At 66.4% G+C, this 26,978-nt stretch carries 29 protein-coding genes; 19 read left to right on the top strand and 10 right to left on the bottom strand.

Annotated features, from left to right (window positions below; genetic code table 11):
- Positions 1-148: 148 nt before the first annotated feature.
- Entirely contained in the window at positions 149-1,252 is a 1,104-nt protein-coding gene (locus PSV33_RS15425) for an alkene reductase (RefSeq protein ID WP_300563131.1), read from the top strand.
- A gap of 30 nt (positions 1,253-1,282) precedes the next feature.
- On the top strand, positions 1,283-1,942 hold the full coding sequence (locus PSV33_RS15420; protein WP_300563129.1) for a hypothetical protein: 660 nt from the start codon (positions 1,283-1,285) through the stop codon (positions 1,940-1,942).
- A gap of 92 nt (positions 1,943-2,034) precedes the next feature.
- Here PSV33_RS15420 and PSV33_RS15415 read toward each other — a convergent pair whose 3' ends face one another.
- Complete coding sequence (locus PSV33_RS15415) at positions 2,035-2,616, bottom strand: hemerythrin domain-containing protein (protein WP_300563127.1); 582 nt, start codon at positions 2,614-2,616, stop codon at positions 2,035-2,037.
- Between the two features lie 44 nt (positions 2,617-2,660).
- The gene (locus tag PSV33_RS15410) at positions 2,661-4,892 is read right to left on the bottom strand and encodes a cation-translocating P-type ATPase (protein WP_300563125.1); all 2,232 of its coding nucleotides are present in this window, start codon (positions 4,890-4,892) and stop codon (positions 2,661-2,663) included.
- A gap of 155 nt (positions 4,893-5,047) precedes the next feature.
- Here PSV33_RS15410 and PSV33_RS15405 point away from each other — a divergent pair, with 155 nt between their 5' ends.
- The 4 genes from PSV33_RS15405 (at position 5,048) to PSV33_RS15390 (ending at position 7,681) form a co-directional block, all read left to right on the top strand.
- Positions 5,048-5,242, top strand: a complete 195-nt coding sequence (locus PSV33_RS15405) for a cation transporter (RefSeq protein WP_300563123.1) — start codon at positions 5,048-5,050, stop codon at positions 5,240-5,242.
- Positions 5,239-5,679: a Cu(I)-responsive transcriptional regulator gene (gene cueR, locus PSV33_RS15400; protein WP_300563121.1), complete on the top strand. Its 441-nt coding sequence runs from the start codon at positions 5,239-5,241 to the stop codon at positions 5,677-5,679. The genes PSV33_RS15405 and cueR overlap by 4 nt, the downstream gene beginning before the upstream one ends.
- A gap of 99 nt (positions 5,680-5,778) precedes the next feature.
- On the top strand, positions 5,779-6,345 hold the full coding sequence (locus PSV33_RS15395) for a Spy/CpxP family protein refolding chaperone (RefSeq protein WP_300563120.1): 567 nt from the start codon (positions 5,779-5,781) through the stop codon (positions 6,343-6,345).
- A 265-nt stretch (positions 6,346-6,610) separates the two neighbouring features.
- Complete coding sequence (locus PSV33_RS15390) at positions 6,611-7,681, top strand: NAD(P)H-dependent oxidoreductase (protein ID WP_300563118.1); 1,071 nt, start codon at positions 6,611-6,613, stop codon at positions 7,679-7,681.
- Positions 7,682-7,838: 157 nt separating this feature from the next.
- On the opposite strand, the gene PSV33_RS15385 is transcribed toward PSV33_RS15390, so the two are convergent.
- Together PSV33_RS15385 and PSV33_RS15380 are read right to left on the bottom strand one after the other, a co-directional pair.
- Positions 7,839-8,207 carry a glutaredoxin domain-containing protein gene (locus PSV33_RS15385; protein ID WP_300563116.1) on the bottom strand — a complete coding sequence of 123 codons (369 nt, stop codon included), beginning with the start codon at positions 8,205-8,207 and terminating at the stop codon, positions 7,839-7,841.
- 175 nt (positions 8,208-8,382) lie between these two features.
- Positions 8,383-8,859, bottom strand: a complete 477-nt coding sequence (locus tag PSV33_RS15380) for a hypothetical protein (protein ID WP_300563115.1) — start codon at positions 8,857-8,859, stop codon at positions 8,383-8,385.
- Positions 8,860-9,164: 305 nt separating this feature from the next.
- Between PSV33_RS15380 and PSV33_RS15375 the strand changes: the two genes are divergently transcribed.
- The 5 genes from PSV33_RS15375 (at position 9,165) to PSV33_RS15355 (ending at position 15,583) form a co-directional block, all read left to right on the top strand.
- The gene (locus tag PSV33_RS15375; protein WP_300563114.1) at positions 9,165-10,040 is read left to right on the top strand and encodes an endonuclease/exonuclease/phosphatase family protein; all 876 of its coding nucleotides are present in this window, start codon (positions 9,165-9,167) and stop codon (positions 10,038-10,040) included.
- A 150-nt stretch (positions 10,041-10,190) separates the two neighbouring features.
- Entirely contained in the window at positions 10,191-11,465 is a 1,275-nt protein-coding gene (gene clsB / locus PSV33_RS15370) for a cardiolipin synthase ClsB (RefSeq protein WP_300563113.1), read from the top strand.
- Positions 11,462-12,469, top strand: coding sequence for a lysylphosphatidylglycerol synthase domain-containing protein (locus PSV33_RS15365; protein ID WP_300563112.1), 1,008 nt, complete (start codon positions 11,462-11,464; stop codon positions 12,467-12,469). Before clsB ends, PSV33_RS15365 begins: the two co-directional genes overlap by 4 nt.
- 169 nt (positions 12,470-12,638) lie before the next feature.
- Positions 12,639-14,057 (top strand): putative DNA modification/repair radical SAM protein, encoded by a 1,419-nt coding sequence (locus tag PSV33_RS15360; RefSeq protein ID WP_300563229.1) that lies wholly within the window; start codon positions 12,639-12,641, stop codon positions 14,055-14,057.
- Positions 14,048-15,583, top strand: a complete 1,536-nt coding sequence (locus PSV33_RS15355) for a UdgX family uracil-DNA binding protein (protein WP_300563110.1) — start codon at positions 14,048-14,050, stop codon at positions 15,581-15,583. The genes PSV33_RS15360 and PSV33_RS15355 overlap by 10 nt, the downstream gene beginning before the upstream one ends.
- On the opposite strand, the gene PSV33_RS15350 is transcribed toward PSV33_RS15355, so the two are convergent.
- Together PSV33_RS15350 and PSV33_RS15345 are read right to left on the bottom strand one after the other, a co-directional pair.
- Positions 15,580-15,894 carry a hypothetical protein gene (locus PSV33_RS15350; protein ID WP_300563108.1) on the bottom strand — a complete coding sequence of 105 codons (315 nt, stop codon included), beginning with the start codon at positions 15,892-15,894 and terminating at the stop codon, positions 15,580-15,582. The two genes, PSV33_RS15355 and PSV33_RS15350, sit on opposite strands and share 4 nt — an antisense overlap.
- Before the next feature lie 9 nt (positions 15,895-15,903).
- Entirely contained in the window at positions 15,904-16,245 is a 342-nt protein-coding gene (locus PSV33_RS15345) for a hypothetical protein (RefSeq protein ID WP_300563107.1), read from the bottom strand.
- A gap of 183 nt (positions 16,246-16,428) precedes the next feature.
- Between PSV33_RS15345 and PSV33_RS15340 the strand changes: the two genes are divergently transcribed.
- From PSV33_RS15340 to minE, 5 genes are all read left to right on the top strand, one after another.
- Positions 16,429-16,869, top strand: a complete 441-nt coding sequence (locus PSV33_RS15340) for a MerR family DNA-binding transcriptional regulator (protein ID WP_300563106.1) — start codon at positions 16,429-16,431, stop codon at positions 16,867-16,869.
- On the top strand, positions 16,866-17,297 hold the full coding sequence (locus PSV33_RS15335; protein ID WP_300563104.1) for a PaaI family thioesterase: 432 nt from the start codon (positions 16,866-16,868) through the stop codon (positions 17,295-17,297). The genes PSV33_RS15340 and PSV33_RS15335 overlap by 4 nt, the downstream gene beginning before the upstream one ends.
- 259 nt (positions 17,298-17,556) lie before the next feature.
- Positions 17,557-18,318 (top strand): septum site-determining protein MinC, encoded by a 762-nt coding sequence (gene minC, locus PSV33_RS15330; RefSeq protein WP_300563102.1) that lies wholly within the window; start codon positions 17,557-17,559, stop codon positions 18,316-18,318.
- A gap of 161 nt (positions 18,319-18,479) precedes the next feature.
- Positions 18,480-19,295, top strand: coding sequence for a septum site-determining protein MinD (gene minD, locus PSV33_RS15325; protein WP_300563100.1), 816 nt, complete (start codon positions 18,480-18,482; stop codon positions 19,293-19,295).
- Between the two features lie 6 nt (positions 19,296-19,301).
- Positions 19,302-19,565 carry a cell division topological specificity factor MinE gene (gene minE, locus PSV33_RS15320; RefSeq protein WP_300563098.1) on the top strand — a complete coding sequence of 88 codons (264 nt, stop codon included), beginning with the start codon at positions 19,302-19,304 and terminating at the stop codon, positions 19,563-19,565.
- A gap of 114 nt (positions 19,566-19,679) precedes the next feature.
- On the opposite strand, the gene PSV33_RS15315 is transcribed toward minE, so the two are convergent.
- Positions 19,680-20,636 (bottom strand): alpha/beta hydrolase, encoded by a 957-nt coding sequence (locus PSV33_RS15315; RefSeq protein WP_300563096.1) that lies wholly within the window; start codon positions 20,634-20,636, stop codon positions 19,680-19,682.
- Between the two features lie 306 nt (positions 20,637-20,942).
- Here PSV33_RS15315 and PSV33_RS15310 point away from each other — a divergent pair, with 306 nt between their 5' ends.
- Positions 20,943-21,305 carry a DUF4148 domain-containing protein gene (locus PSV33_RS15310; RefSeq protein WP_300563094.1) on the top strand — a complete coding sequence of 121 codons (363 nt, stop codon included), beginning with the start codon at positions 20,943-20,945 and terminating at the stop codon, positions 21,303-21,305.
- An 87-nt stretch (positions 21,306-21,392) separates the two neighbouring features.
- Here PSV33_RS15310 and PSV33_RS15305 read toward each other — a convergent pair whose 3' ends face one another.
- The gene (locus PSV33_RS15305; protein ID WP_300563093.1) at positions 21,393-21,851 is read right to left on the bottom strand and encodes an SH3 domain-containing protein; all 459 of its coding nucleotides are present in this window, start codon (positions 21,849-21,851) and stop codon (positions 21,393-21,395) included.
- 268 nt (positions 21,852-22,119) lie between these two features.
- Here PSV33_RS15305 and PSV33_RS15300 point away from each other — a divergent pair, with 268 nt between their 5' ends.
- Positions 22,120-23,817 (top strand): AarF/UbiB family protein, encoded by a 1,698-nt coding sequence (locus PSV33_RS15300; protein ID WP_300563092.1) that lies wholly within the window; start codon positions 22,120-22,122, stop codon positions 23,815-23,817.
- A gap of 165 nt (positions 23,818-23,982) precedes the next feature.
- On the top strand, positions 23,983-24,825 hold the full coding sequence (locus PSV33_RS15295) for an alpha/beta fold hydrolase (protein ID WP_300563091.1): 843 nt from the start codon (positions 23,983-23,985) through the stop codon (positions 24,823-24,825).
- Positions 24,826-24,935: 110 nt separating this feature from the next.
- Here the strand turns inward: PSV33_RS15295 and PSV33_RS15290 are convergent, their stop codons facing one another.
- Both PSV33_RS15290 and PSV33_RS15285 read right to left on the bottom strand, forming a co-directional pair.
- Positions 24,936-25,514, bottom strand: coding sequence for an NnrU family protein (locus tag PSV33_RS15290; protein ID WP_300563090.1), 579 nt, complete (start codon positions 25,512-25,514; stop codon positions 24,936-24,938).
- 228 nt (positions 25,515-25,742) lie between these two features.
- Positions 25,743-26,969 carry a Fic family protein gene (locus PSV33_RS15285; RefSeq protein WP_300563089.1) on the bottom strand — a complete coding sequence of 409 codons (1,227 nt, stop codon included), beginning with the start codon at positions 26,967-26,969 and terminating at the stop codon, positions 25,743-25,745.
- Between the last annotated feature and the right edge of the window lie 9 nt (positions 26,970-26,978).

Raw genomic sequence — 26,978 nt, 5'->3', positions numbered from 1 at the left:
GCCAGATCAAGAGACGCACCCCCAGGCTGCGGTAACTTGCCACCCACCCCAGGAGTTGTTATCACGAAACCAGCAGCCCGTGTTGCACACGCCAATCGATATCGGCTCACACTGAGGGCTGTTTTCAACTTTTCATTGAGAGTTTTTCATGTCCACTTTGTTCGACCCCGTCCAGGCCGGTGACCTGCACCTTGCCAACCGCATCGTCATGGCGCCGCTCACGCGCAACCGCGCGCCCGACGCCATTCCCACCCCCCTGATGGCCGAGTACTACACCCAGCGCGCCAGCGCCGGCCTGCTGGTCACCGAAGCCACCGCCATCAGCCACGAGGGCCAGGGTTACTCGGACGTTCCGGGCCTGTACGGCACCGAGCAACTCGACGGCTGGAAAAAAGTCACCGCCGCCGTGCACCAGGCCGGCGGCAAGATCGTGGTCCAGCTCTGGCACGTGGGCCGCGTCTCGCACACCGATCTGCAGCCGCATGGCGGCAAGCCGGTCGCGCCCTCGGCCATCACCGCCAAGACGAAAACCGTGCTGATCAGAGACGGCGTGCCGACGTTTGTCGAGACCTCCGAGCCGCGCGCCCTGGACGCCGGCGAGTTGCCCGGCATCGTGCACACCTACCAGGCGGCGGCGCGCAACGCGGTCGAAACCGCAGGCTTCGACGGCGTGGAGATCCACGGCGCCAACGGTTACCTGCTGGACCAGTTCCTCAAGAGCGGCTCCAACCAGCGCACCGACGACTACGGCGGCAGCATCGAAAACCGCGCCCGCCTGCTGCTGGAGGTCACCCGCGCCATTGCAGGCGCCATCGGGGGCGGCCGCACCGGCATTCGCCTGTCGCCGGTGACCCCGGCCAATGACGCGTTCGACACCGACCCGCAGCCATTGTTCGACCACGTGGTCAAGCAACTGGCCACGCTGAACCTGGCCTACATCCACATCATCGAAGGCGCCACCGGCGGCCCGCGCGACCTGCCCGAGCGTCCGTTTGACTACGCCGCACTCAAGGCGGCCTACCGCACAGCGGGTGGCAAGGGCGCGTGGATGGTCAACAACGGCTACGACCTGGCCCTGGCCGGGCAGGCGGTGCAGGACGGTGCCGACCTGGTCGCCTTCGGCAGGCCCTACATCGCCAACCCCGACCTGGTGCGCCGCCTTCGCGAAGGCGCGCCGCTCAACACCCCCGACAAAACCACCTTCTACGGCGGCGGCGCCAAGGGCTACACCGACTACCCCGCGCTGGCCTGATTCCCGCGGCTTTCCCCTAAACTCGGCGGCATGGTTTTCATGCCGCCGTTTTTTCTGTTTCGCCCACTGCTGGTCATCGCCGGCCTGCTGGCCTGTCTGTCGGCCCAGGCCGGGCGCCCGCTGACGGTGGACGACGCCAACACCGACGACGCGGGCACCGGTCACGTCGAAGGCTGGTACGCGCGCCAGCCGGGCCATGCCCACACCTGGACGGGGGCACCGGCCTACGCACCGGTCGATGGCCTGGAACTGGGCGCCTCGGTCACGCGCGACCGCAGCGCCGCCACCACCAGCCAGGCGCTGCAGGCCAAATGGCGCATCACGCCGTCGCAAGAGGCCGGTTGCAATGCAGCGGCCGTGCTGGGCGCGACGCAAACCCGCGGACAAAGTGGCACCACGCCCTACCTCAACGGCCTGCTGAGCTGCAACAGCGCCTGGGGTGCCACGCATGTCAACCTGGGTGGACAGCGGCCTTCAGGCGGGCCCGGCGTCGCGACCTGGGGGCTGGCCCATGAACGGGCGTTTGGCGCGGCCACCGTGCATGTGGAGGCTTTCGGCCAGCGGCTGGCCAAACCCACCTTCCAGGTCGGAGCACGCACCAACCTGACACACCGGCTCCAGCTCGATGCAACCGTGGGCCGCAGCAACCGCGAGACCCTTCTGAGCGTCGGACTCAAGCAGTCGTTTTAAGGCCTGGCCCGGGCGTTCTGTTTATTTCGCTACAAAATCAATAGCTGGCTGCACCCATTCCATGCCGGCCAGGGGCAGTTTTTACTTGACTGTCAGGCAGCGCCCACACCAATCGGCGCAGGCGCCGTCAGCACGATGCGCGTGAACAGCCGGTCGTAACAGGGGTCGCGCAGGCCGCCAGCGAGCGGGTCGCGATCCTGCTGGAAAGCGGCGTCCAGCTGCACCCAGTCCTCGGCCGTCAGGGCCTTCTGGGCGGCCGGCAGAATCTGGGATTCCTCGGTGCGCATGTGCTCGAGGTAAAAACCCACATAGGCCTGCGCCGCCTCGGTGAAAGCGGCGCGCCGCGTCTCGCCAATCAGCTCCCAGGCCAGCAGCAGGTGCTGCAGTTCGCGCACCTTGCCTTCGCCGTTCATGTGGTCGGATTCAAGCCGGCGTATCACCGGCATCAGCTCGGGCGCAACCCGCGCCAGCCGGGGAAACAGCAGGTCCGACTCCTTGGGGTGATGGCGCCGCTCGGGAAACTCGTCGATGTAAAACAGCATCGCGCGCACCACGTCAAAAAAGCGCTCCGGTTCGTCGCCCGGACCCCGCTCGATCATCATGACAAGGGAGCGCAGCACGGCGGCCACGGCAGCGTGCTCGTCGCGGATGATTTGCAGTGAGGAATGAGTCATGGCGGCAGCTTGTCACAGGCCCATGCGCCAATCCTTGATCCAGGTCAATCCCTGCGCAGCCGCCAGCGCTTGAGCAGCAGCGCGTTCGAGATCACACTGACGCTGGACAGCGCCATGGCTGCCCCGGCCACCACCGGGCTCAGGAAGCCCAGCGCCGCCAGCGGGATGCCGGCCACGTTGTAGGCAAAGGCCCAGAACAGGTTCTGCCGGATCTTCATCACCGTGCGGTGCGAGATGTCCAGCGCACCGGCCACCAGCGCCACGTCGCCGCGCATCAGCGTGATGCCGGCCGCGTGCATGGCCACATCGGTGCCCGTGCCCATGGCCATGCCGACGTCGGCCGCCGCCAGCGCCGGCGCGTCGTTGACGCCGTCGCCGACCATGACCACAGTGTGGCCCCCGGCCTTCAACGCGGCCACCTTCGCGGCCTTGTCGCCGGGCAGCACCTCGGCCATGACCTCGTCGGCGCTCAGCCCCAGGCGCGCACCCATGGCCAGCGCCGCGCCCTGGTTGTCACCCGAGATCATCACGATGCGGATGCCGCGCGCCCGCAGCGCCGCCAGCGCCTCCTTGGCCCCGGCCTTGGGTTCGTCGGCAAAGGCCATCAGTGCACGCGGGCTGAGACCTTGTGTGGTGCGCTCAACCAGCAGCGCCAGCGTCGCGCCGTCGCCTTGCAGTCGCTGCGCCTGAGGCGCCAGTGCACCGAGGTCCACACCCAGCTCGTCCATCCAGCGCAGGCTGCCGATCAGGTAGCTGCGCACGCCGACCTCGCCTTCGCTGCCGCGGCCCGGCACGGCACGCAGGCCGTCGGGCTGCGCGACCGTCATGCCGCGCTCCTGCGCAGCGGCCACCACCGCACGCGCCAGCGGGTGTTCGCTGCCGCTTTGGAGGCTGGCGGCCACCGCCAGCTGTTCTGCCTCGTCGGCACCAGTAGCCGCCATGAACGCGACCAAACGCGGCCGGCCGACGGTCAGCGTGCCGGTCTTGTCAAACGCGACGGTGTCCACCTTGTGCGCCAGTTCGAGCGCCTGCGCGTCCTTGATCAGAATGCCGTTCTTTGCCGCCACGCCGGTGCCTGCCATGATGGCCGCAGGTGTGGCCAGGCCCAGCGCACAGGGACAGGCAATCACCAGCACCGCCACCGCGTGAATCAGCGCCGCCTCCACCCCGGCACCCACAAAGAGCCAGCCCAGCAGGGTGGCCAGCGCAATCACCAGCACCACCGGAACAAACACCGCAGACACCTGGTCCACCAGGCGCTGGATAGGCGCCTTGGCGGCCTGCGCGTCTTCCACCAGCCGGATGATCTGCGCCAGCACACTTTCGCTGCCCACCGCACTCACCTGCAGCACCACACGCCCGTCGCCGTTGATGCTGCCGCCAGTGAGCTTGTCGCCGGGCTGCTTGGTCACCGGCAGCGGCTCGCCGGTGAGCATGGATTCGTCCACCTGCGTCTGGCCTTCCTGCAGCAGGCCGTCCATCGGAATGCGCTCGCCGGGCCGCACCACCAGGCGGTCGCCCAGCAACACCTCGGCCACCGGCAGGTCGGCCTCCTCGCCGCCGGCCTGCAGCACATGGGCGATCTCGGGCCGCAAGGCATGCAGCGCGCGTATGGCCGCCGTGGTCTGGCGCTTGGCGCGCGCCTCCAGCCACTTGCCCAGCAGCACCAGCGTCACCACCACCGCCGAGGCTTCGAAATAAAGATGCGGCATGGTGTCGGGCTCGGCGCTGAGCCACAGCCACATCGACAGGCCCCAGCCCGCGCTGGTACCAATGGCCACCAGCAGGTCCATGTTACCGGTCAGCGCCTTCAGCGCATGCCAGCCCGCCTTGTAAAAACGTGCGCCCAGAATGAACTGCACAGGCGTGGCCAGCAAGAACTGCTGCCAGGCCGGCAGCATCCAGTGTTTGCCCAGCAAGTCGCCCAGCATGGGCACCACCAGCGGTGCCGACAGCAAGAGGCCAATGGCCACCGGCGCAAAGCCGGCCCAGGGCGAGAGGTCTTCGGGCATCGCCTCTTCCATCGCAAGCGGCTCGTAACCGGCGTTGCGTACCGCACGGCGGATCTGGGCGTCCATCTGCGCCGAAGCCGCGTAGACCACACGCGCCGATTCGGTGGCCAGGTTCACGGTCGCTTCCTGCACACCCGGGACTTTTTTCAGGGCCTTTTCGACACGCGACACACAGGACGCGCAGGTCATGCCGCCGACGCCAAGGTCCAGGGTGGCGGAGGCAGAGGCAGAGGCAGCGGTAGAGGGGATGGTGGAAGTAGTCATGGGATGGATCATCAACCTTGCCATGATGGCAAGGTCAAGCCTTGATCCAGATCAACCCCACGCACCGTATGGGTTTTCAATGGCCTCTGCTTGACCTTACCATGGTGGCAAGGTTCAAACTGCAGACATCTACAACCCATCCAGAAGGAAACACCATGAACCAGAGCTTCAACGTACAGGGCATGACCTGCGGCCATTGCGAACGCGCTGTGAGCCAGGCCGTCAAGACGCTCGATCCGCAGGCCGAAGTCAGGATAGATCGCGCAGCAGGCAAGGTGGAGGTGCAGTCGGACCAGCCTCGCGAGGCCATCATTGCGGCGATATCCGAAGAAGGATATGCCACCGCATGAGCGCACCCATGAACATCGGCGAAGCCGCACGCCAGTCCGGTGTGTCGGCCAAGATGGTGCGGCACTACGAATCGCTGGGGCTGCTGCCGCATGTGCACCGCAGCGACAGCGGCTACCGTCAGTACAGCGCGGCCGAAGTCCACACGCTGCGCTTCATCAAGCGTTCGCGAGAGCTTGGGTTTTCCATGCCTGAAATCGCCGAACTGGTCAGCCTGTGGCAAAACCGCCGCCGAGCCAGCGAAAACGTGCGGCGTATTGCAAAAAAACACGCCGACGAACTGGCCCAGCGCATCGCCGCCATGCAGGCCATGCAGAAAACGCTGGGTCACCTGATCCACTGCTGCCAGGGCAACGACCGGCCCGACTGCCCCATCCTCGACGACCTCGCCGGCGCAGCTCCCGGCGCGGTTGCGCAAAAAAACTTTACGAAATCCTGACCTGCGGCTCATGGCGCCCTTACACAGGCGGCGCAAACTTCCCTTCAACCTGACGCCACTCCCGGTAACAGGCTTGTCTTCTACCGAAAGGAAGCTTTCATGACCTCCACGTTCAAACCCCTGAAATCCGTCCAGAGCCTGGTTCTTGCCGGCATCATGGCCACCGCGGCCCTGGCCGCCACGGCACAAACCGTCGCGCCTGCGGCGCCCGCCACAGCAGGCGCTCCCGCCAAAGCCGGTGGCTACCATGGCGACCGCATGGGCCGTCACGACCCGGCCAAAATGCAGGCGCGTATCGCCAAACACCAGGCCGACCTCAAGGCCAAACTCAAGCTCACGCCGACCCAGGAAGGCGCGTGGACAACCTTCACCGCGTCCATGCAGCCGCCGGTTCGCGGCGCCCGCCCCGACCGTGCGGCCATGAAGGCCGAGTTCGACAAGCTGAGCACGCCCGAACGCATCGACAAGATGCGTGCCCTGCGCGCCCAGCGCATGACCGAGATGAATGCCGCCATGGACAAACGTGGCGACGCCACCAAAACCTTTTATGCCGCGCTCACTCCCGAGCAGCAAAAAGTCTTTGACAGCCAGCGCATGGGCCGCGGCGGCAAAGGCCAGGGCGGCATGGGCCATGATGGACACCACGGCCAGCATCACAAGGGTTGAGCCTTTCCGGTTCAGGGCGGCCTGCGCCGCCTGACCGCCAGCCGACCCCGGCCTGCGCTGCGTCCCTCACGGGCGTGGCGCAGGCTTTTTTCATGGCGGTCGGCGTTTGAGATGCTATGTTTTCAGGAGCTGCTTGCGTACGCTGGTATTGGGCTGAAGGCACTTTTTAATCATCATTTCCGCCGCGACAGACGCAGTCGCCAGCGCGCGTAGGACGAGGTGCATGCTGCGTTTTTCCACCCGGCTGCTTGCCTAAACTGGCGGCATGACCCCCATCCGCAAGGGCCAGGCGCCGGCCCCTCTCACGCGCAACGTGTTTCATGAACGCTTCATGGAATCTTTCATGGACCCGGCTTTCCACGCTGAAGCCGAGGCCATCTCCCGCGTGGAGGCGATTGCCTGGGACGCTTACCAGGAAGGCCGCAAGGCGCCCCGCACCCGCAAGGCCGGCCCCGGTTACGCCGATCCGGACTACGACCTCTCCGTCGAGTGGCTGGCGACAAAAGAACGCATTGAGCACGCCCAGGCGGCGTGGGCCGACCCGCTCACCCCTTCGCGCGTGCTGCTGGTGTGCGGCTCGGCACGCAACGACGGCACCTGCCCCGGCGAAATCTCGAAAACCTTTCGCATGGTGCAATGGGCCGAAGAAACCCTCGCGCAGGCTCAGATCCAGACCGATGTGCTCGACCTCAGCCTGCTGACCTCCAGCTACCACCTGAACATCCACCCCTGCAAAGGTTGCGTGTCCACCGCCATGCCGCTGTGCCACTGGCCCTGCAGCTGTTACCCCAACCACGCGCAAGGTCAGACCAGCGACTGGATGAACGAGATCTACGAGCGCTGGACGGCGGCACATGCGGTCATCATCGTGACGCCGGTCTACTGGTACCAGTCACCCAGCCCGCTCAAACTCATGATCGACCGGCTGGTCTGTGCCGATGGCGGCAACCCCGACCCCACCACCACCCACGGCAAGAAAGCCCTTGAGGCCAAGGCGCTGGAGTTGCGGGGCTGGGACTACCCCCAGCACCTGGCCGGCCGCGCGTACGGCCTGGTCGTGCACGGCGATGTTGCAGGCATCGAGGGCGTGCGACGCGGCCTGTCGGACTGGCTCGACTGGATGGGCCTGATCGACGCCGGCAGCCAGGCACGGCTGGACCGGTTTGTCGGCTACTACGCACCTTATGCCACCAGCCACGATGCCCTGGACGCCGACGCACCCATGCAGGCCGAGGTGCGCAATGTCGCCAGCGCCGTGGCCAAGGCCGTCAAGGCCCTGCGCGCCGGAACCCTGTCGCAGCCCGACAAGGGGCTTTCACGGCCGAGGCAGAAATAGGGCCCCCGACGTAGAGCCCCCACGTTCGCTCGCTACGCGTAGCTCTCTGCCCCCCGAGGGGGCGCTGCGCCTGCGGTTGGCAAAGCCAGACCCGCGGCCCCTGCTTGAAGGGGAAACCTCACGCTTGTCGGTACCGTTGCCCCGCCCGAGGCTGACCTCAGCTGCCCAGCAGGGCCTTGAGCTCGCCGCTGGCGATCAGCTTGTCCAGGTCGGTCGCGCCGCCTATCAACGTGCCGCGCACAAACACCATGGGGAAGGTGGGCCAGCCGGTCCACATTTTCAGTGCGTTGCGCTCGCGCCAGGTGTTGAGGTAGTTGCCGTATTCGAGGTAGTGGTGCGCCACCCCGGCCGCATCCAGCGCGCGGCGCGCCTTGCGCGGAAACGGGTTCATGGCCATGCCGACCACCACCACGGCATGGGTGGCGACGGCGGACTGCACCTCCTGCACGATGGCCTGCTCATGGCGGGCAATCTTGCCCTGGATGGCCGGATGGATGCGGGACTCATCAAGTATGGCGCGGGGCATGGCGGAATCCTTTCAATGGGTAGGCGGCACGGGTTGGAGGCCGGGACCACAACCAGACGCAGCATACGGCACGGCGCAGCCAATCGCCTTTTGCGCAAACAAAAAAATGGGGCCAGTCTGCCGGGGACGTGCCCCGGGAGACCGGCCCCCGCAGGAGCGTCGCTTCAGTGCAGGCTTACTTGGCCTCTAACGCGCCCGAGCCCTGCACGTTCACCTGGCCATTGCCACGCGCACTGGCTGGCAGCGCGTTCTGGATGCTGTTGCCGGCACGGCGGGCGGTGTTGCCCACCGCGTTGCCGGCGCGCGCACCGACCCGGGCCGTCGCATTGGCGCCGCGTTCCACCGCGTTTTCAGCGCGGTTGGCCGTCCGGCTGACCGTGCCCTTGACGCCGCTGCCCGAGACCCGCGCGCCGGCACGTGTGTCGGTGTTGGCGCCCATCGAGCTGTCGCTGCGCGTGGCCGTGCCGTACGAAGAAGCGTTGGCGTTCACGCCAACGCCGGCGTTGGCACGCACGTCGCTGCTGATGTTGTTGTTGACACCGGTGCGCACACCGACGTCAGCGCCGACGCTCACCTGGGCATGGGCGGCAAAAGCCAGCGTGGCGGTCAGGGCCGCGGCGGCAGAAAGGGAACGCATGGAAAACTTGTTCATTTCAAACTCCTTGTGATGAAACAGGCAGGTCAGGACAGGTCGTGACCTTCTGAATTAGCTGCCAGCCTGCAGGCGCCCGAAAGGCCCCAGCAGACGCCGGCTCCTTGCGGGAACCGGGTAACCTGAATCTACCGGCTGCGCCGGGCCGGACCTGCCGGAAAGCCCCTCTGACGAGCGTAGGACACCAACCTTTACCGCCCCTTCACATGCCGCGGAAAGACCCGCCACACGGCAAATAAGCTTGCTGTCCTACAGGCTTTGAACGCCGCCGCGCGACAATAGCACTTTGCCCCTTCTGCCGCGCCATGCCCTCTTCTGAAACACCTCTCCAGCCCAGCGACCCCATCGCGCCCGCCGTCCCGGTGGCAAAACCCCCGCCTGACGAGGCCGATGCACTGGCGCAGACCCAGCAGGCGATCGCCACCGCCGCCCTGAGTTTTTCCATCAAGGTCCTGACGGTCAACATCCACAAGGGCTTCACCTTCTTCAACCGCAAGTTCATCCTGCATGAGCTGCGCGAAGCGGTGCGCACGGTCGGCGCCGATGTGGTGTTCCTGCAGGAAGTCACCGGCACCCACGCCGGGCATGAAAGCCGCGTCGCCAACTACCCGGCCACGCCGCACTACGAATTCCTGGCCGACTCCATCTGGCCGCAGTTTGCCTACGGCCGCAACGCCGTCTACACCAATGGCCACCACGGCAATGCCGTGCTGTCGAAGTTTCCCATTGTCCATTTCGAAAACCGTGACGTATCCATCAGCGGCCCTGAGCGCCGCGGCCTGCTGCACTGTGTGCTTGAAGTCCCCGGGCGCGACACGCATGTCCACGCCATCTGCGTGCACCTGGGCCTGGCCGAATCGCACCGGCTCAAGCAGTTGCACATGCTCTGCGACATGGTGCACAAGGACATCCCGGCCAGCGCGCCGGTGATCGCGGCCGGCGACTTCAACGACTGGCGCCGCCGCGCCCACGCGGTGCTCGAAAAGGGCGCCGCCATGCATGAAGTCTTCGTCAATGCGAACGGCAAGGCGGCGCGCACCTTCCCCGCGCGCTTTCCGGTGTTGTCGCTGGACCGCATCTACGTGCGCAACGCGATCGGCCATTCGCCCGTCGTGCTGCCGCCCAAACCCTGGTCGCACCTGTCGGACCACGCGCCCCTGGCCGCCGAGATCGAGTTCTGAACAAGAGATGGCTCCCACGCTTGTCACTGCGTGTACCTTCGGCGGTGCGCTGCCCCTTGCACGGGGAAGTGGGGCCGCTGCGCCTGCGGACTGGCCAAGCCAGATCCGCGGCCCCTGCTTGAACAGGGCAGGCTCCGCTGGGGGAAACGCATGAGCAAATGGGTGGCGGGCAACAAATTTCTGCTGCTGGAAAACGGCGAGGCTTTTTTCCCGCGGGTGTTCGAGTGCATCGCGGCGGCCGAACAGGAGGTGCTGCTGGAGACCTTCATCCTGTTTGAAGACAAGGTCGGCCTGGCCCTGCAGCAGGCCCTGCTCACCGCCGCGCGGCGCGGCGTGCAGATCGACATCACCATCGACGGCTACGGCTCCCCGGACCTCTCGCCGGCCTTCATCCTGGCGCTGACGCAGGCCGGCGTGCGGGTGCATGTGTTTGACCCCAGCCCGCGGCTGTGGGGCTTGCGCACCAACCTGTTTCGCCGCATGCACCGCAAGATCGTGGTGATCGACGGCCATCGCGCCTTTGTCGGCGGCATCAATTATTCGGCCGACCATCTGGCCGACTTCGGGCCCGAGGCCAAGCAGGACTATGCGGTTGAAATGGAAGGGCCGCTGGTCGCCGAGGTACACCAGTTCGTGCGGGCCCAGCTGCTGCTCGGCCAGCAGCCGCCAGCGCCGGGCAACCGGTTGACGCGGCTTCTCAAACGCCGGCCGGGTGCGGCCAGCAGCCCCGCCGCCCCCGCGCCGGCCGCTGCTGGCCCTTCCGATGCCCTCTTCGTGACACGCGACAACGTGGACCACCGGAGCGACATCGAGCGCCACTACCGCATCGCCATCCGCGGCGCGCGCCGCCGCATCATCATTGCCAATGCCTATTTCTTCCCGGGCTACCGCCTGCTCAGGCAGCTGCGCAAGGCGGCGCGGCGCGGGGTCGACGTGCGTCTCATCCTGCAAGGAGAGCCGGACATGCCGATTGTCAAGATCGCCGCCGGCCTGCTGTACCACCACCTGCTGGGCGCCGGCGTCAAGGTCTACGAATACCACGAGCGCCCCTTACACGGCAAGGTCGCCCTGACCGACGACGAATGGTCCACCGTCGGCTCCAGCAACCTCGACCCGCTGAGCCTGTCGCTGAACCTGGAGGCCAACGTGCTCATCAAGGACAGCGCCTTCAACCAGCATCTGGGTGAGCGTCTGGAACAGCTGATGCAAAACAGCTGCACACAGATCCGGGCCAGCGACGTGGCCGAAACCGGCCTCTGGGCCAACCTGCGCAGCTTTTTCGTTTTTCATCTGCTGCGTCGCTACCCGGCCTGGTTCGGCTGGCTGCCGGCCCATACGCCGCGTCTGACGCTGGCCGAAAAGCTGCTGGGCCAGACCGAGGTGGACACAAAAGTCAGCCATGTCAACGAAGGCCGGGTCTCATGAACCCCCCGCCCGCCTTGCCGGGCCGGCGCGGGCCCCAAAAAACCGGCATCACCGGCAAGGTCTGGTGGCCCTGGTTCAAACGCACGGCAACGCTGGTGTTTTTTGCCCTGGTGGCCTGGCTGCTGGTCGAGCAGGCACGGGCCATCGAGTGGCATGAGGTACTTGCTTCGCTGGCCGACTACCCCTTGCCCGCGCTGCTGGGTGCTGCCGCCCTTGCGGCACTCAGCCTGGCGCTGTACAGCTGCTTTGACCTGCTGGGACGCCGCTACACCGGCCACACCTTGCCCATACCCACCGTGATGCTGGTCACCTTCATCAGTTATGTGCTCAATCTCAACCTGGGCTCGCTGGTCGGCGGGGTCGCGCTGCGCTACCGGTTGTATTCAAGGCTGGGCCTGGCCGTGGGAGTCATCACCCGCGTCATGTCGCTGAGCATGCTGACCAACTGGATGGGCTACCTGCTGCTGGCGGGGGTCCTGTTCTCATTTCACACGCCGGTGCTTCCACCGGGCTGGAAAGTCGGCACCGGCGGGCTGCAGATCGCGGGCTTTGTGCTGATGGCCGTGAGCCTGGCCTACCTGCTTCTGTGCGCCTTCTCGCGCCGGCGCAGCTTCACCCTGCGCGATCAGGAGTTGGTGCTGCCTTCGCCGCGCATGGCGCTGTTGCAGCTGTGCATGGGCGCCGCCAACTGGATGATCATGGGCGGCGTGATCTTTCTGCTGCTGCAGCAGAAAATTGACTACCCCACCGTGGTCAGCGTGCTGCTGGTCGGCGCGGTGGCGGGTGTCATCACCCACGTCCCGGCCGGTCTGGGCGTGCTCGAAGCAGTGTTTGTCGCCCTGCTTTCGCACCAGATACCGCGCCACGAGCTGCTTGCCGCCCTGGTGGTCTACCGCGGCCTGTACTACCTGGCGCCGCTGGCCGTGGCCACCGCAGCCTTTCTTGTTGTGGAAGCCCGCGCCCGGTCGCCGGCTACGGCCGGGGCGCCGCTCCCGCAAGGCTGACCAGGCTCGTTTCAGCGATGGACAGCGTCCATTTTGGCCACCAGCCCTTGTCAGACGGGCGCAACGAGCTATCAATAAGATAGCGTTGATGACCTTTCCGGGGACAGGGGTTCACTGTAAATAAATACAGTTTTTGGCGGCATTGCTGTATATTAATACAGTGTCTTTCATCCCCACCCAGCGCAAGCTCGCGATCCTGGCGGACGCGGCCAAATACGACGCCTCCTGTGCGTCCAGCGGCAGCACGAGCCGCAACTCGGTGGGCGGCAAGGGCATCGGTTCGACCGAAGGTTCCGGCATCTGCCACAGCTATGCGCCCGACGGCCGCTGTATCTCGCTGCTGAAAATCCTCTTCACCAATTTCTGCACCTACGACTGCGTGTACTGCGTCAACCGCGTCAGCAGCAATGTGCCCCGCGCCCGCTTTTCGGTGGACGAGGTGGTGCAGCTCACGCTCGACTTCTACCGACGCAACTGCATCGAGGGCCTGTTCCTGTCCTCGGGCATCATCCAGAGCCCCGACTACACCATGGAGCGCGTGGTCGAGGTCGCGCGCGTGCTGCGCGAAGAGCATGACTTTCGCGGCTACATCCACCTCAAGACCATCCCCGATGCCTCGCCCGAGCTTCTCGCCCGCGCCGGGCTGTACGCCGACCGCCTGAGCATCAACGTCGAGCTGCCCACGGTGCAGGGCCTGCAGGCGCTCGCGCCCGAAAAAGACAGCGCCGCCATCAAGCGCTCCATGGCCCGCATGCGCGTGCACATCGACGAAGCGCGCGGCGCCGCCCACGACGACGCACGCACCAGCGTGATCTCGCTGCCGCGTTCACTCAAGGCCGGCCGCACCGTCGCGCCGCGTTTTGCGCCGGCCGGCCAGAGCACGCAGATGATCGTCGGCGCCGACGCCACCAGCGACAGCACCATCCTGCAGGCCAGTGCCACGCTGTACGGCGCCTACCGGCTGCGGCGCGTGTATTACTCGGCCTTCAGCCCCATCCCCGACGCTTCGCTGCGCCTGCCCCTGCACCAGCCGCCGCTGATCCGCGAACACCGGCTCTACCAGGCCGACTGGCTGATGCGGTTTTACGGCTTTGCGCATGACGAGATCGTGCCGGTCGGTACCGGTGCTGCGGGCAGCGGCATGTTGTCGCTGGACATGGACCCCAAACTCGCCTGGGCCCTGGCCCACCGCGGCCAGTTCCCGGTGGACCTCAATCGCGCCCCGCGCGAGATGCTGCTGCGCGTGCCCGGCCTCGGCGTCAAGGCGGTGACGCGCATCCTGCAGACGCGCCGCGTGCGGCGGCTGCGTGCCGATGACTTGCTGCGCCTGCATGTGCCGCTCAAAAAAGTGCTGCCTTTTGTGCTGCTGGCCGATCACCAGCCCGGCGCCAGCCTCGACGCCGCAGGCCTGGCCGCCCGGCTCGCGCCGCGCGCCGTGCAATGCGACCTGTTTGACGACCCCATCGGCGCGGCGGCGGCGCCCACGCTGTCGGCACCTTTGCCTACACGCCCGCTCGCGCCATCGGGCGCACCATCACTCTCAGGCGCCGAGGCGCCCCGCAAAGAAAGGACTCTGGCATGGGCGTGATGAATGACCCGCTGACAAACGATCTTTTCCCGCAGGCCCTGTTGCCGGTGACCCTGCAGGGCCCGGCCGACCTTGAAGGTTTCCGGCGTGCGGCGCGTGCACTGCTGGCGCAGCAGATGCTGCCCGAGCAGGTCAGCTGGCACAGCAGCGATGCCCCCGTGCAGGACCTGTTCGCCTCGCCCCTTGCCGGCGCCGTCGCAGCCACCACCGCCATCCACCAGGCCGCGTTCACCAACGCACCGCCGGTCAGCGTGCCGCCCGAATACGTCACTCTCTGCGAAACCGCCATCCTGCACAGCGACCCGAACCGCTTCGGCCTGCTCTACCGCATCCTCTGGCGCCTGGTGCATGAACCCGGCCTGCGGCATGACCCGCTGGACCCCGACATGGGCAAAGCCCGGCAACTGGCGCAGGCGGTGCGCCGCGACATGCACAAGATGAAAGCCTTTGTGCGCTTTCGCACCGTGCAGGACGAGACCTTTCGCAGCCACCCCGAGGGCGGCCCGCTGCACGTGGCGTGGTTCGAGCCGGAGCACCACATCGTCGAGGCGATTGCGCCCTTTTTTGCGCGGCGCTTCACGCAGATGCGCTGGGCCGTGCTGACGCCCGAGCGCAGCATCCAGTGGGATGGCGCTCAGTTGACTTTCGGCCCCGGCGCCAGCAAGAACGACGCACCGCCGCCTGACGCCGGCGAGAAACTCTGGCTCACCTATTACGAAAACATCTTCAACCCGGCGCGCCTGAAGATGAAGATGATGCAAAAGGAAATGCCGCGCAAGTACTGGCACAACCTGCCCGAGGCCGCACTGATCGCGCCGCTGGCGGCCGGCGCACACGCGCGCAGTGCACGCATGGTCGACGAAGTGGCCACCGGCCCGAAGCGTCGCCTGCCGGCCATCAAGGTGTTGCCCGTCACCATGGCGGCCGATGAGGACTCGCCCGTGCGTTCGCTGGCGCAATTGCGTGAAGCCACCCACCACTGCCGCGAGTGCCCGATAGGCGCCTGCGCCACCCAGTCCGTCTGCGGCGAAGGGCCGCTGCAGGCCAGGCTGATGTTTGTCGGCGAACAACCCGGCGATCAGGAGGACCTGCAAGGCCGGCCGTTTGTCGGCCCGGCCGGCCAGTTGCTGGACCGCGCCTTCGACGAGCTCGGCATCCAGCGCGAGCAGGTCTTTGTCTCCAACGCAGTGAAACATTTCAAGTACGAGCTGCGCGGCAAGCGTCGCATCCACAAGACACCAAGCCAGCGTGAAGCCGCTGCCTGCCAGCACTGGCTGGACGACGAAATCGCCATGGTGCAGCCCGGCCTGCTGGTGGCACTGGGCGCGACCGCAGCGCGGTCCCTGCTGGGCCGCGCTGTGCCCGTGATGGCCCACCGCGGCCAGATTCTCGAGCGCGATGACGGCCGCAAGGTGCTGGTCACCCTGCACCCCTCGGCCCTGCTGCGTTTGCCTGCCGAAGAACGCGAAGCGGCCTATGCCGCCTGGCTGGCCGACCTGTCGGTGCTCAGCGGCGAAACCGTTTAAGGCCGGGTACTCCCTGGCGCGGGTGTGACAGGGTTGGCGGGCCCGGTGCTGGCAGACCCCGGAATGACTGTTTCCCGGCCGTCGGTCACAGCCGGCGGCGACACCGGGCGCGTGTCCGAGTCGCGCGGGTCACCGGGGCCCGGGTTGGGCACCACCGTGTCACGCGCGTCGGGCGGGGGCACCGGATTCGGCGGCAATTGTTCGCGGTAGGCCGGGTTGCGGTTGATGCCGGGCGTGGGGGGCTGATTTTGCGCGGCCGCCAGGCCACTGCCCAGCAGCAGGGCGAGCAGCAACGAAGAGTTCTTGATCATGTCGTCCCCTCAATTGGCCGGACTGCCGCTGCGTTTGGTGTTGGCGTCCGTCCGCAGTGGTTTCTGGCTGTTCGGCTGCATGCCCGGGCTCATCTCCGGCCGCTGCTCGGAGCGCATTTCAGGAATGAGTTCGTCAGATTTCATGCGCGGTTTCAGTTCCGGCCGCATGCGCGGCTTGAGATCGGCGGGTTTGGCCGCACTGGCGCCGCGCAGGGGCGGCTTCACTCCCATTTCGGGCGGTACCTTGGTGGCGTTGTCGGGCATGGTGCTGGGTTGCGCCCGCACCAAGCCAGCACCGAGCAAGAGTGCCGTGCACAACAGCGCGGCGACTGAAGATGGCTTGATCGTCATAAGTACTCCTTGGGGTCAGATACACCAACCCACCCTTTCAATATAGGCCGCACTGCGGGCCGGAACTTGAGGGTTGTCAAGCCGCATGGATGTAGGACCCGTCTGTGAGGGTAGACGCCGAGGCGACAGCCGGCGCCGCCGGCCCAAGCTTCGCGCAGGACGAGGCTTGCTAAGCTGCCTTTCATGCAGATCTCCGAATTGGCCGCCCGGACCGGCGTTTCCGTCCATGCCCTGCGCCACTACGAAAAGCTGGGCCTGCTGCTGCCCGCGCGCCGGCCCAGCGGCTACCGCGACTACACCGAGGCCATGCGGCGCGAGGTCGTCTTTATCGCGATGTCGCGGCGCATCGGCTTTTCGCTCAAGGCGATCGCCGCACAACTGCCGGCCTACCGCAGCGGCCGGCTGACCTTTGACGACATGCTGCAAGCCATGCAGGACCGCGTGGCCGACATCGATGTACAGATGGTCAAGCTCAAGGACCAGCGCCGCGCAGTGGTCGAACACATCACGTGGATGAAAAAACGCCAGCGCGACCATCTGGCCAAAAAAGCACAGGCAAGCACCAAGTCGGCCAAGCCGCCCTGGCCGGTCATCACCCCCTCACGCAAAAGGACAGCCACATGAACACTTCCCCCGACTTCACCCCGCTAGCGCGCGCCGTGCTCGCCATGCCCATGGCGCAAACCCTGGGCTTGGTCTTCAAACACATTTCGCCGGGCGAGGTCGAGCTCGAGATGCCGGTGCTCGACAGCTTCTGCTTTCGCCCCGGCCAGCTGCAGGCCACCGCCGTGTTCGCCGCGGCCGACTTCGCCGCCGTGGCCGCCGCCGGCACGCTGCTGGCGCCGGGCTGGATCAACGCCACGGTGGACGCCACGCTGAAACTGGTCGCCCCTGCGCAGGGCGTGCTGCTGCGCGCACGCGGCCGCGTCGTCAGCGCAGGCAAGCTGCTGACGATCTGCGCCGCCGACGTTTACGCGGTCAACGCCGCAGGCGACGAGGCCTTGTGCGCTACCCTGCTGGGCAGCGCGCGCAACCTCCAGCCCAGCGCCTGACAGGCTGCTTTTGCTCCTGCATTCATAGCTGCCTGCGCTTGCCTGACATCGGCTGGCGGCCGATTGGGCCTCAAACTCGTGGTCCGGCCCGGTCGCTGCGCGATGCGCCACATGGAACCAGCCCCTGAACGCCGCATACGTTTCATTCCCTCACAACTGAGACATCCGGCACTGTTAAGATTCGTGCCTTTTCGGGCTACGCTTCCCAGACGCGACCGATTCTTCATTTATCCCGCGGCAACGCGGCGTCCACGCATCCATGACCGTTGCCCTCCCGGCCAGCTCCCCCGCCACCTTCGAAATCAAAAGCGCCAACCTGCCCCTGGTCGCGCTGCTGCTCAAGTCACCCGACCTGGACGCACTCACGCGCGATCTGGCGCTGCGCTTCGGAGACATTCCCGACTTCTTCGACAACGACCCGCTGGTGGTCGAGCTGTCGGCACTGGCGGCCGACGAGCGTGCCATCGATTTCACGACCCTGATGACATTGCTGCGCAGCTACCGCGTGGCACCGGTCGCGGTGCGCGGCGGCAACCCGGCGCAGATGGACGCAGCGCAAGCGGCCGGCCTGCTCGCCGCGCCCGATGCACGCATCACCGCCGCCCGCACGCAGGAGCCCCAGATCACCCGCGTGCAGGCAGCGCCGCCCGTCGAGGCACCGGTCACGGCCGCGCCACCGCTGGGCGCCCTGGTCATCGACAAGCCGCTGCGCTCGGGCCAGCAGGTCTATGCGCGCGGGCGCGACCTGGTGGTGCTGGCCATGGTCAACGCCGGCGCCGAAGTGATTGCCGACGGCCACATCCACGTTTACGCGCCGCTGCGCGGCAAGGCCATGGCCGGCGCGCGCGGCAATGCCGATGCCCGCATCTTCGCGCTGAGCCTGGAGCCCGAGCTGCTGTCGATTGCCGGCATCTACCGCACCAGCGAAACCCCGCTGCCCGAAGGCGTGTGGGGCCAGCCCACGCAGGTGCGGCTGGTGGCAGGACCCGACGGCGACAAGCTCGTCATGGAAAGACTGTGAGCCCCCACGTTCGTGCACTGCGTGTCGCTCTCTGCCCCCCGGGGGGGCGCTGCGCCTGCGGACTGGCAGAGCCAGATCCGCGGCCCCTGCTGAAAAAAACGGGCGCCATCCAGGCTTTCCGAACTCTCCTCTAATTCGACATCCACAAGGACATTCACCTCATGGCAAAAATCATCGTTGTCACCTCCGGCAAGGGCGGCGTGGGCAAAACCACCACCAGTGCCAGCTTTGCCACCGGCCTGGCCCTGCGCGGCCACAAGACCGCCGTCATCGACTTCGACGTGGGCCTGCGCAACCTCGACCTGATCATGGGCTGCGAGCGCCGCGTGGTGTACGACCTGATCAACGTGATCCAGGGCGAGGCCAACCTGAACCAGGCGCTGATCAAGGACAAGCAGTGCGACAACCTGTTCGTGCTGGCCGCCTCGCAAACGCGCGACAAGGAAGCGCTGAGCAAGGAAGGTGTCGAGAAGGTGCTCAATGACCTGGCCGACATGGACTTCGAATACATCGTCTGCGACTCGCCGGCCGGCATCGAGACCGGTGCGCTGATGGCCATGCATTTTGCCGACGAGGCGCTGGTGGTCACCAACCCCGAAGTGTCTTCGGTGCGCGACTCCGACCGCATCCTCGGCATATTGTCGTCCAAGACCAAACGCGGCATGGAAGGTGGCGACCCGATCAAGGAGCACCTCCTGATCACCCGCTACAACCCCAGCCGCGTGGACCAGGGCCAGATGCTCTCGCTTGAAGACATCAAGGACATCCTGCGCATCAAGCTGATCGGCGTGATTCCCGAGTCCGAGTCGGTGCTGCAGGCCTCCAACCAGGGCGTGCCCGCCGTCCACATGGAAGGCAGCGATGTCTCCGAAGCCTACAAGGACGTGATCGCGCGCTTCCTGGGCGAAGACAAGCCGCTGCGCTTCATCGACGCGCCCAAGGTCGGTTTCTTCAAACGCGTGTTCGGAGGAAAGTAAACCGCCATGGCCTCCTTCCTCTCCTTCCTGCTCGGTGAAAAGAAAAAAACCGCCAGCGTCGCCAAAGAGCGGCTGCAGATCATCCTGGCGCACGAACGCTCAGGCCGCCAGGGCCACGAGCCCGACTACCTGCCGGCACTGCAGCGAGATTTGATCGCGGTGATCTCCAAGTACATCAAGATCGACCCGAACGACATCAAGGTCAACCTCGAGCGTCAGGACAACCTGGACGTGCTCGAAGTGAAGATCGAGTTGCCCGACGGCAAGTAGCCGTTTTGTCATTGCGGCCCTGATCCGCCATCCATGGTGCATCAACCACCGGCTTGAGTTCATGCCGCATGGATGCCGGATCAAGTCCGGCATGACAGACAAAAGCGCGGCGGCCTACAAGCCCAGAAACGGCTTCACCACCGCCACCGTGCGCGCCGGGTCTTCCTCGTGCGGCACGTGGCCCAGGTCGTCAAACACCACCAACCGGCTGCCGGCGATGTCGCGCGCAAAACGCTGGCCGAACTCCAGGGGAATCAGGCGGTCCCGCCCGCCCCAGAGAATCAGCGTGGGCACGGCCAACGCCTTCAATCCGGCCACATTGCCGCTGTAGCCCTGGTCCAGGCGCCGGCCCAGCGCCTGGCGGTTGCCTGCGCGCAAGGTCATGTCCCGGTACAGGTCCACCAGTTCCGGCGTCACTTTCGACGGGTCGCCATACACATTGCGCACGCTTTTCTCCACAACGCTGCGCGGCAGCGTGTACTGCGTCAGCACCCGCAGTCCGGGTGTGCGCGCAATGCGAAAGCCCAGCGGCAGCGTAGGCGGCACGCTGGCCGACTCCGGCGGGTAACCGCTGGCATCGACCAGCACCAGCCGCGCCACACGCTGCGGCAACGCCACCGCCGTCGCCCAGGCCACCTGCCCGCCCAGCGAATTGCCGGCCAGCACAAACCGCTGAACACGCAGCTGGTCCATCACGGCGGTGACAAAACGTACATAGGCATCGACGGAATAGTCGTTCTGCCGGTTCGGCCCGGTCAGCGCAAAACCCGGCAGGTCAAAACGGATCACGCGCCGCTGCCCGCGCAAGGCGGTGGCCCAGCCCTCCCAGGTGTGCAGGCTGGCCGAGGTGCCGTGGATCAGCACGATCGGCAGCGGGTCGTCCTTCGGCCCCTCGTCGCGCAGGTGCACCTGCATGCCGTCGATGGTGATGAACTGCGAAGGCGGCTGCGCCCACCGCGGCTTGAGCGCCTCTACCGGTTGGTCCGGCGCCCAGGTGGCCACCAGTGCCACCGCGACGAGAACCAGCAAGCCGGCCGTCAAAAAAAGAATGCTTCGTAAAAACAGTTTCATGGAGACGCTCCCGCCGCTGGATGCTGGCGCACTGACAATTTGTTCAAGGCCCCCGGCAGCCTATCACGCGCACCGCCAGCCCAGCGGCAAGCTCAAGCCGGCAAGGCCAGGCACCGCCCGTATTGTTGCCAGAACAGAAATAGAGCATCGACGAAGCGGCAACTTGTTGCTGGCGGGTTGCCACCCATCTGCTTTTCATCGATGAGCCACCACTTTCAAACAAGGACTCACCGAGGCTGGAAACAGACGGGCCACCAGGGCCCGCCATGCCCGGATTTGTCATCCACTTTTCAAGGAACCCTGATCATGAACCGCAACATTGCCTCCGCCCTCGTCATCGCCGCCGCTGCTGTAGCCGGCAACGCTTTCGCCGACGACATCACCATCGACACCACGCCTTTCAACAGCACCAAGAGCCGCACGGAAGTGCGCGCCGAACTCGACCAGTTCAAAAAGTCGGGCACCAGCCCCTGGTCCACCCAGTACAACCCGCTGGCCAAGTTCCAGAGCACGGCCTCGCGCGCCCAGGTGGTTGCCGAGTACATTGCTTCCCGCAACGAAGTCGCCGCCTTTGGTGGTGAAGACAGCGGCTCGCGTTACCTCGCGCAGCGTCAGGTGGTGAACAACGGCGTGCGGGTGGCCGGCCAGCCTTTCAACGCCGCCCAATAAGAGGCTCCGGGGCCTGCCACGGCCCCCGCCCCTTTGTCGCCAAGCCCGCAGCGCCTACCCGTTGCGGGCTTGCGCGTTTCAGCCGCCTCACCAGCCCCAGAGCAGACGGCGCGCCACCCAGCCCTTGCGGCCACTCTCCGGCTCGACCTTGACCCAGCTGCCCTGGCGCCCTAACGTGCGCAGCACCTCGCCGCGCCCGGCCTTGCCCACAATGGCGCTGCCCGTGCTGGGCGCGCTGCGGATGTTGGCCACCGGCGCCTTCACCACGTGGTGCGGTGTCTTGCCGACCAGCGGGCGAAAGACCCAGCCGGCGTCGTTTTCAAAATCACGCACCTTCAGCCACTGCCCCTTGCGGCCGGTCACTTCCAGCGGGTAGCCCTTGTTCAGTGCCCAGCGCGCGGCGTAGCCGGTGCCCGCGCCGGCGCGCATGTTGATCTCCGGCCGGTTCACGCTGACCATCTCGCGCGCCTCAACAGCAGGGGTGAACACCAAAGTGCCCAGACTCAGGGAAACCAGCCATCCGGCCAAACGGGTCAAGCGTGACATGCCACTCCAGTTCAAGAAATAAACACAGCGGCCCAACGGGCCCAGGCCACATTCTTTCACCCTGAGCCTGTGTGTCAAAACCTGCGGTTTGTCGCACCCGGGTGCATGGGTTTAGCGGCCGGCGCGGCGCGCCGGCAGCGGTTTCATGTTAGCCCGAGGGGCCCGCGCCCCTTGCAAACACTCCCATTTTCATAGCTGCTTGCGCAAGCGCAACAAGGGCTGCAGGCACATTGGGCATAAAACCACGGCGCACGGCTATCATCGGCCCATGCTGATAGAGACTCTGGGCGCCGCGCGCGACATGGGGCGCCTCAACGAAATCGCCGCGGTGCTGATCCGCCACGGCTTCGGCGACAGCGTGCGCCGCCTCGGCCTGGCCGACCGGCTGGAACGCGCCGGCCAGGCCCTGCACTGGGACCACGCCGCCGACCTGGCCCGCATCGAACCGCCGGTGCAGGTGCGGCTGGCCCTGGAAGAGCTGGGCCCGGCCTTCGTCAAGCTCGGCCAGATCCTGGCCGGCCGTGCCGACCTGTTCGGCCCCGAGTGGATTGCCGAGTTTGAAAAACTCCACAACCACGTGCCCGCCGTGCCGTTTGAGCAGCTGCGCCCGCAGCTGCGCGACGACCTGGGCGGCGAGCCTGAACAGGTGTTTGCCCGCTTCGACTCCGAGCCGCTGGCCGCCGCGTCCATCGCCCAGGTGCACCGCGCGCAACTGAAAGACGGCACCGAGGTCATCGTCAAGATACGCCGCCCCGGCATCGGCGCGGTGATCGAGGCCGACCTGCGACTGCTTGGCCACCTGGCCGCGCTGGTGGAAGCGGAAATGCCCGCCCTCAAGCCCTACCGGCCGCAGCAGCTGGTGCGCGAACTGGTCAAGTCCCTGCGCCGCGAGCTGGACCTGGCCGCCGAGTGCCGCCACGCCGAACGTATTGCCGCCAACATGGCGCCGCTGCCGTGGATCGTCATTCCGCGCGTGCACTGGGCGTACACCGGCGAGCGCGTGAACGTGCAGGACTTCGTGGGCGGCATTCCCGGCGACCGGCTCGACCAGCTCACCCCCGAGGCCGGCTTTGACCGCCCCCTGCTGGCCCAGCGCGGCGCGCGCGCGGTGCTCAAGATGATTGTGGAAGACGGCTTTTTCCACGCCGACCCGCACCCCGGCAACGTGTTTTACCTGCCAGGCAACGGCATTGCCTTCATCGACTTCGGCATGGTCGGGCGCCTGTCCGAGCGCCGGCGCGAAGAGCTGCTGCAGCTGCTGCTGGGCCTGGTCGAGCGGCAGGCGCATGCCGTGGCCGACGTGCTGATGGACTGGACCGGTGACAGCCAGGGTACCCACCTCGGGCAGCTCGAAACCGAGATCGAGGCCTTTGTCGACCAGTACCACGGCACGCCGCTGGCCGAGCTCAGCCTGGGCCAGATGCTGGGCGACGTCACCACCCTGCTGCGCGAGCACCACCTGGGCCTGCCGCCCGACCTGGCGCTGCTGATCAAGGCCTTCATCTCGCTCGAGGGCATGGGCCGCGGCCTGGACCCGGGCTTTCACATGGCCACCGAGGCCACACCCATGCTGCGCCAGGTGCTGCGCGCCCGCTACCAGCCCGAGGTGCTGGCCGGCCGCGCCTGGAAAACCCTGCGCCGCGCCCTGACCGTGGCCGAGCAGCTGCCGCACGACGTCTCGCGCCTGCTGCGCAACGCGCGCCGCGGCCACCTGAGCGTCGGCATCGAGCTGGCCCACCTCAAACGCGTGGGCGACCAGCTGGACCGCGCCGCCAACCGGCTGGCCATGGCACTGGTGATTGCCGCGCTCATCATCGGCTCGTCCATCGTCATGACGGTGCAGGGCGGTCCCACCCTGATGGGCCTGCCGGTGTTCGGCTTTCTCGGCTTCACCGGCGCCGTGCTGGGCGGCCTGTGGCTGGTGCGCGCCATCTGGCGCAGCAGCCGGCACGACGCAGACGAATAAGCAAGCCGGCGAAAGCACCCCGCCCGCCTCCCTCGTTCATGGGAGACAAGGGCATTTCCCTCTTCCCGGGGGCTGCACTTTGTACCTAAACTTCAGGCGCAGATCCGACCCGGGCAGGCTTGGCACCCCGCCCCCACCCCGCCCCCACCCCGCAGAAAGAGCCCCATGCAACGCCGCTACTTCTCCACCGCTTCCATCGCATCCATCGCTTCCTTCCTTGCCATCAGCTGCATCACACTTGCCGCGGCTGTGGCGCCGCTCACCGCTGCCGCGCAGGAGCGCATTGGCGTACTCATGCTGCACGGCAAAAATCCGGGCAACAACCAGGACCCGAACTTCAGCCCGCTCAAGGCCACTTTCGAGCGCCAGGGCTGGCTCGCCACCGTGCCCGACATGCCCTGGTCGCGTAGCCGTTACCTCGACGGCGGCCTCGACAAGGCGATGGCCGAGATCGCCGGCCACATCAAGGGCCTGCGTGACCAGGGCGCGACAAAAATCGTGATCATCGGCCACAGCATGGGGGTGCCCGCCGGCATGGCGTATGCCGCGCGCGGCGGCGATGTGGATGCGCTGGTGGGTCTTGCACCCGGCCACGCGCCCGTGGGCTACTACACCCAGCCCTGGGGCAAACCGGTGCACGACAGCATCAACGAGGCGCGCGCGCTGGTGGCGGCCGGCAAGGGGGACTCGCGTGAACGCTTCAGCGACATCAACCAGGGCCGGCAGCAAGCCGTGGTCACCACGGCCAAAGACTTTTTGTCCTACTTCGACCCGACCTCCGATGCCGAAATGTCGGTGACCGCCCCGCGCATCCCGGCCAAAGTTGCCGTGATGACGGTGATCGGCGAGAAAGACCCGCTGTTCAAGTGGATTCGCGGGTACTACGTCGACAAACTGCCCGCCAACCCGAAAAACAAATACCTGGAAGTCTCCGGCGGCCACCTGGACACCCCGCGCGTGGCCAGCGACGAAATCGTGGCCTGGATCAAGACCGCCGTGGCGCCTTGAGGCGTCGCCTTGGCACGCAAGCCCTCTGCGGGGGGCGCGTCAACGCTATCAATTAAATAGCTGCTCGCGCCCGTTGCACAAGGGCTACAGCCCGATTTGGCTTGTAAAACTCAGCCAATGGGCCGGATGCCGATCAGGTAGCCGTGCGCCCAGAAGGCAAACACCGCCCAGGCCGCCGCGCCCACCACCACCGTGATACCCGTGCCCGCCACCGTACCGGCCGGGTACACCGTGCCGGCCGCCCGGTCACGCGCGCGGGCTGCGCGAAAGCTCAGCACCGCCCACACCAGAAAGGCGCCGAACAGCACCATGTGCGCCAGGTTGCCATTGGCCAGCAGGTGCGCCAGCGCCCACACCTTCACGCTCAGCACCATGGGGTGGTGCAGCCGCGCCTTGATCGCGTTGCGCGGCACATAGGTGGCGGCCAGCAGGATGAAAGCTATCAGCGTCAGCAGCGAGGCCAGGTGCCGCATGCCGCGTGGCGGCATCCACAGCTGCACCGGCTGCTGCCGCGCCAGGCCAAAGCCCCACACGATCAGCACAAAACCGACGATGGACAGCAAGGCATACACAGCCTTCCAGGGCAGCTCCCCCACGCGGCCAATCGTCGCCGTGCGCCAGCCGTCCGCAACAATGCGTATCGAATGCACGCCCAGAAAAAGCACCAGACCCAGAATCAGAATTGCCACCGCCATCTCCTAGAAGTATGGAAGCGATTATGAGCGAGCGCGGCCCGCGCCGCCACGCGGTTCGGCTTGACCTGACAGACGCCATGCTGCTATTGAATTCATAGCTGTTGGCGCTTGATTTATAAGGGCTACCGGCCTTTTTGCCATCGTATTTTCCTGCTGCAGCCCCTGTCGGCAACCACCGTGGCATCCACAGCAAGCAGCACAGGCGGGGCAAAAACGGCGGCACTATCGGGTCGCGGCGCGCCCCGCTTCGGCTTCCGCCTCAGGCCACAGATGGGGAAAATAAAAACGCAGGGCATGCTGCGGCACGCCGAAGCGAAGCTTGCCGTGCGGCGAGTCGGTGGCCAGCAGGCCGCGCTTGAGCAGCGCCGTCACCTGCGCCGTGGCAAGGCGCTCGCCCAGCCCCAGCAAAGCCTTGAACTCGCTGCGCTCCAGCTCCGACTGGGTGAGCAGCAGGTAATGCAACGCCCTTAGCGACTCACTGCGCACGCCGCGCTTGACCACGCCTTCCTCAAAGGCCAGGCAGGCCGCGATGCGGTCCTTCATTGCGGCCATGTCAAGCAGGCCGGCCATGAAGCGCACCTGGTCAATGCACAGGGCCAGCACGTAGCCCATCCATGTGATCAGCGCCCGCTCAGACAGATTGCCGCGCCCGTCCAGGTCACCGGCACGCGGCTCGTCAGCGGCGGCCAGATGCGCATAGTAGGCCTCGCGGCTGCGCGCAAAACCGCGCAACGGCGACCACAAACCATTGGTCAGCCCCAGCGAACCCAGCGCAAGGTGCGTGTGCAGACGTGCCACGCGGCCATTGCCGTCACGAAACGGGTGAATCCACGCCAGCCTGTGGTGGGAGGCGGCAACGGCCAGAATTTGCAGCTCCCCGCGTCGCACACCACCATAAAAAGCCCCCCAGCGGTCCAGCATGGCGCCAATGGCCGCGTGGGCCGGCGCTGCATGCACACCCACGCTGACCCCACGGTCACGCAGCGCGCCCGGCAGCAGCACATCGCCTTCGGGCAACACCCGGTCCGCATCCGGCAGGCGGGCAAACAGGTCCTGGTGAATATCGCGCACCATTTGCGCCGACCACACCTGCCCGCTGGTCCAGCCCTTCCAGCCGGCCTCTAGCGCGCGCTCGGTCTCCATGTGCGCCAGCGCCAGCCGTTGACGCCGCGCCTTGTCCTGGTCTTGCGAATAGTCGCTGCGCAGCGCGTTCTCAATCTCAAACGGCAGCGTGTGCTGCCCCTCGATCTTGTTGCTGTAATAAGAATTCATCGCCCGCAGCAGCTGGCGAAGGTCAGCCGGTGCACCCGCACCCGACAAGCTCTGCGCCGCACGCTGCAGATCGTGTGCCTGCTCCAGCAAGGGCTCAAGGTGGTGCTCGCCCGGCAGCAGGGGCTCCATCTGCGAAGGATGATCGTAGAGCGCGAATTTTTGCGACTTGGCAGCCATGCCTAAGTC

This window comes from Polaromonas sp., from assembly GCF_029945895.1.
Lineage (GTDB): Bacteria > Pseudomonadota > Gammaproteobacteria > Burkholderiales > Burkholderiaceae_C > Polaromonas.
The sequence above is the reverse complement of the archived record's forward strand: the minus strand, read 5'-3'. Positions and strand labels throughout refer to the sequence as shown.

Excerpts from the sequence above, each read along its gene's own strand:
- PSV33_RS15425 (WP_300563131.1), top strand. The coding sequence starts at position 149 with ATGTCCACTTTGTTCGACCCCGTCCAGGCCGGTGACCTGCACCTTGCC.
- PSV33_RS15420 (WP_300563129.1), top strand. The coding sequence starts at position 1,283 with ATGGTTTTCATGCCGCCGTTTTTTCTGTTTCGCCCACTGCTGGTCATC.
- PSV33_RS15415 (WP_300563127.1), bottom strand. The coding sequence starts at position 2,616 with ATGACTCATTCCTCACTGCAAATCATCCGCGACGAGCACGCTGCCGTG.
- PSV33_RS15410 (WP_300563125.1), bottom strand. The coding sequence starts at position 4,892 with ATGACTACTTCCACCATCCCCTCTACCGCTGCCTCTGCCTCTGCCTCC.
- PSV33_RS15405 (WP_300563123.1), top strand. The coding sequence starts at position 5,048 with ATGAACCAGAGCTTCAACGTACAGGGCATGACCTGCGGCCATTGCGAA.
- cueR (WP_300563121.1), top strand. The coding sequence starts at position 5,239 with ATGAGCGCACCCATGAACATCGGCGAAGCCGCACGCCAGTCCGGTGTG.
- PSV33_RS15395 (WP_300563120.1), top strand. The coding sequence starts at position 5,779 with ATGACCTCCACGTTCAAACCCCTGAAATCCGTCCAGAGCCTGGTTCTT.
- PSV33_RS15390 (WP_300563118.1), top strand. The coding sequence starts at position 6,611 with ATGACCCCCATCCGCAAGGGCCAGGCGCCGGCCCCTCTCACGCGCAAC.
- PSV33_RS15385 (WP_300563116.1), bottom strand. The coding sequence starts at position 8,207 with ATGCCCCGCGCCATACTTGATGAGTCCCGCATCCATCCGGCCATCCAG.
- PSV33_RS15380 (WP_300563115.1), bottom strand. The coding sequence starts at position 8,859 with ATGAACAAGTTTTCCATGCGTTCCCTTTCTGCCGCCGCGGCCCTGACC.
- PSV33_RS15375 (WP_300563114.1), top strand. The coding sequence starts at position 9,165 with ATGCCCTCTTCTGAAACACCTCTCCAGCCCAGCGACCCCATCGCGCCC.
- clsB (WP_300563113.1), top strand. The coding sequence starts at position 10,191 with ATGAGCAAATGGGTGGCGGGCAACAAATTTCTGCTGCTGGAAAACGGC.
- PSV33_RS15365 (WP_300563112.1), top strand. The coding sequence starts at position 11,462 with ATGAACCCCCCGCCCGCCTTGCCGGGCCGGCGCGGGCCCCAAAAAACC.
- PSV33_RS15355 (WP_300563110.1), top strand. The coding sequence starts at position 14,048 with ATGGGCGTGATGAATGACCCGCTGACAAACGATCTTTTCCCGCAGGCC.
- PSV33_RS15350 (WP_300563108.1), bottom strand. The coding sequence starts at position 15,894 with ATGATCAAGAACTCTTCGTTGCTGCTCGCCCTGCTGCTGGGCAGTGGC.
- PSV33_RS15345 (WP_300563107.1), bottom strand. The coding sequence starts at position 16,245 with ATGACGATCAAGCCATCTTCAGTCGCCGCGCTGTTGTGCACGGCACTC.
- PSV33_RS15340 (WP_300563106.1), top strand. The coding sequence starts at position 16,429 with ATGCAGATCTCCGAATTGGCCGCCCGGACCGGCGTTTCCGTCCATGCC.
- PSV33_RS15335 (WP_300563104.1), top strand. The coding sequence starts at position 16,866 with ATGAACACTTCCCCCGACTTCACCCCGCTAGCGCGCGCCGTGCTCGCC.
- minC (WP_300563102.1), top strand. The coding sequence starts at position 17,557 with ATGACCGTTGCCCTCCCGGCCAGCTCCCCCGCCACCTTCGAAATCAAA.
- minD (WP_300563100.1), top strand. The coding sequence starts at position 18,480 with ATGGCAAAAATCATCGTTGTCACCTCCGGCAAGGGCGGCGTGGGCAAA.
- minE (WP_300563098.1), top strand. The coding sequence starts at position 19,302 with ATGGCCTCCTTCCTCTCCTTCCTGCTCGGTGAAAAGAAAAAAACCGCC.
- PSV33_RS15315 (WP_300563096.1), bottom strand. The coding sequence starts at position 20,636 with ATGAAACTGTTTTTACGAAGCATTCTTTTTTTGACGGCCGGCTTGCTG.
- PSV33_RS15310 (WP_300563094.1), top strand. The coding sequence starts at position 20,943 with ATGAACCGCAACATTGCCTCCGCCCTCGTCATCGCCGCCGCTGCTGTA.
- PSV33_RS15305 (WP_300563093.1), bottom strand. The coding sequence starts at position 21,851 with ATGTCACGCTTGACCCGTTTGGCCGGATGGCTGGTTTCCCTGAGTCTG.
- PSV33_RS15300 (WP_300563092.1), top strand. The coding sequence starts at position 22,120 with ATGCTGATAGAGACTCTGGGCGCCGCGCGCGACATGGGGCGCCTCAAC.
- PSV33_RS15295 (WP_300563091.1), top strand. The coding sequence starts at position 23,983 with ATGCAACGCCGCTACTTCTCCACCGCTTCCATCGCATCCATCGCTTCC.
- PSV33_RS15285 (WP_300563089.1), bottom strand. The coding sequence starts at position 26,969 with ATGGCTGCCAAGTCGCAAAAATTCGCGCTCTACGATCATCCTTCGCAG.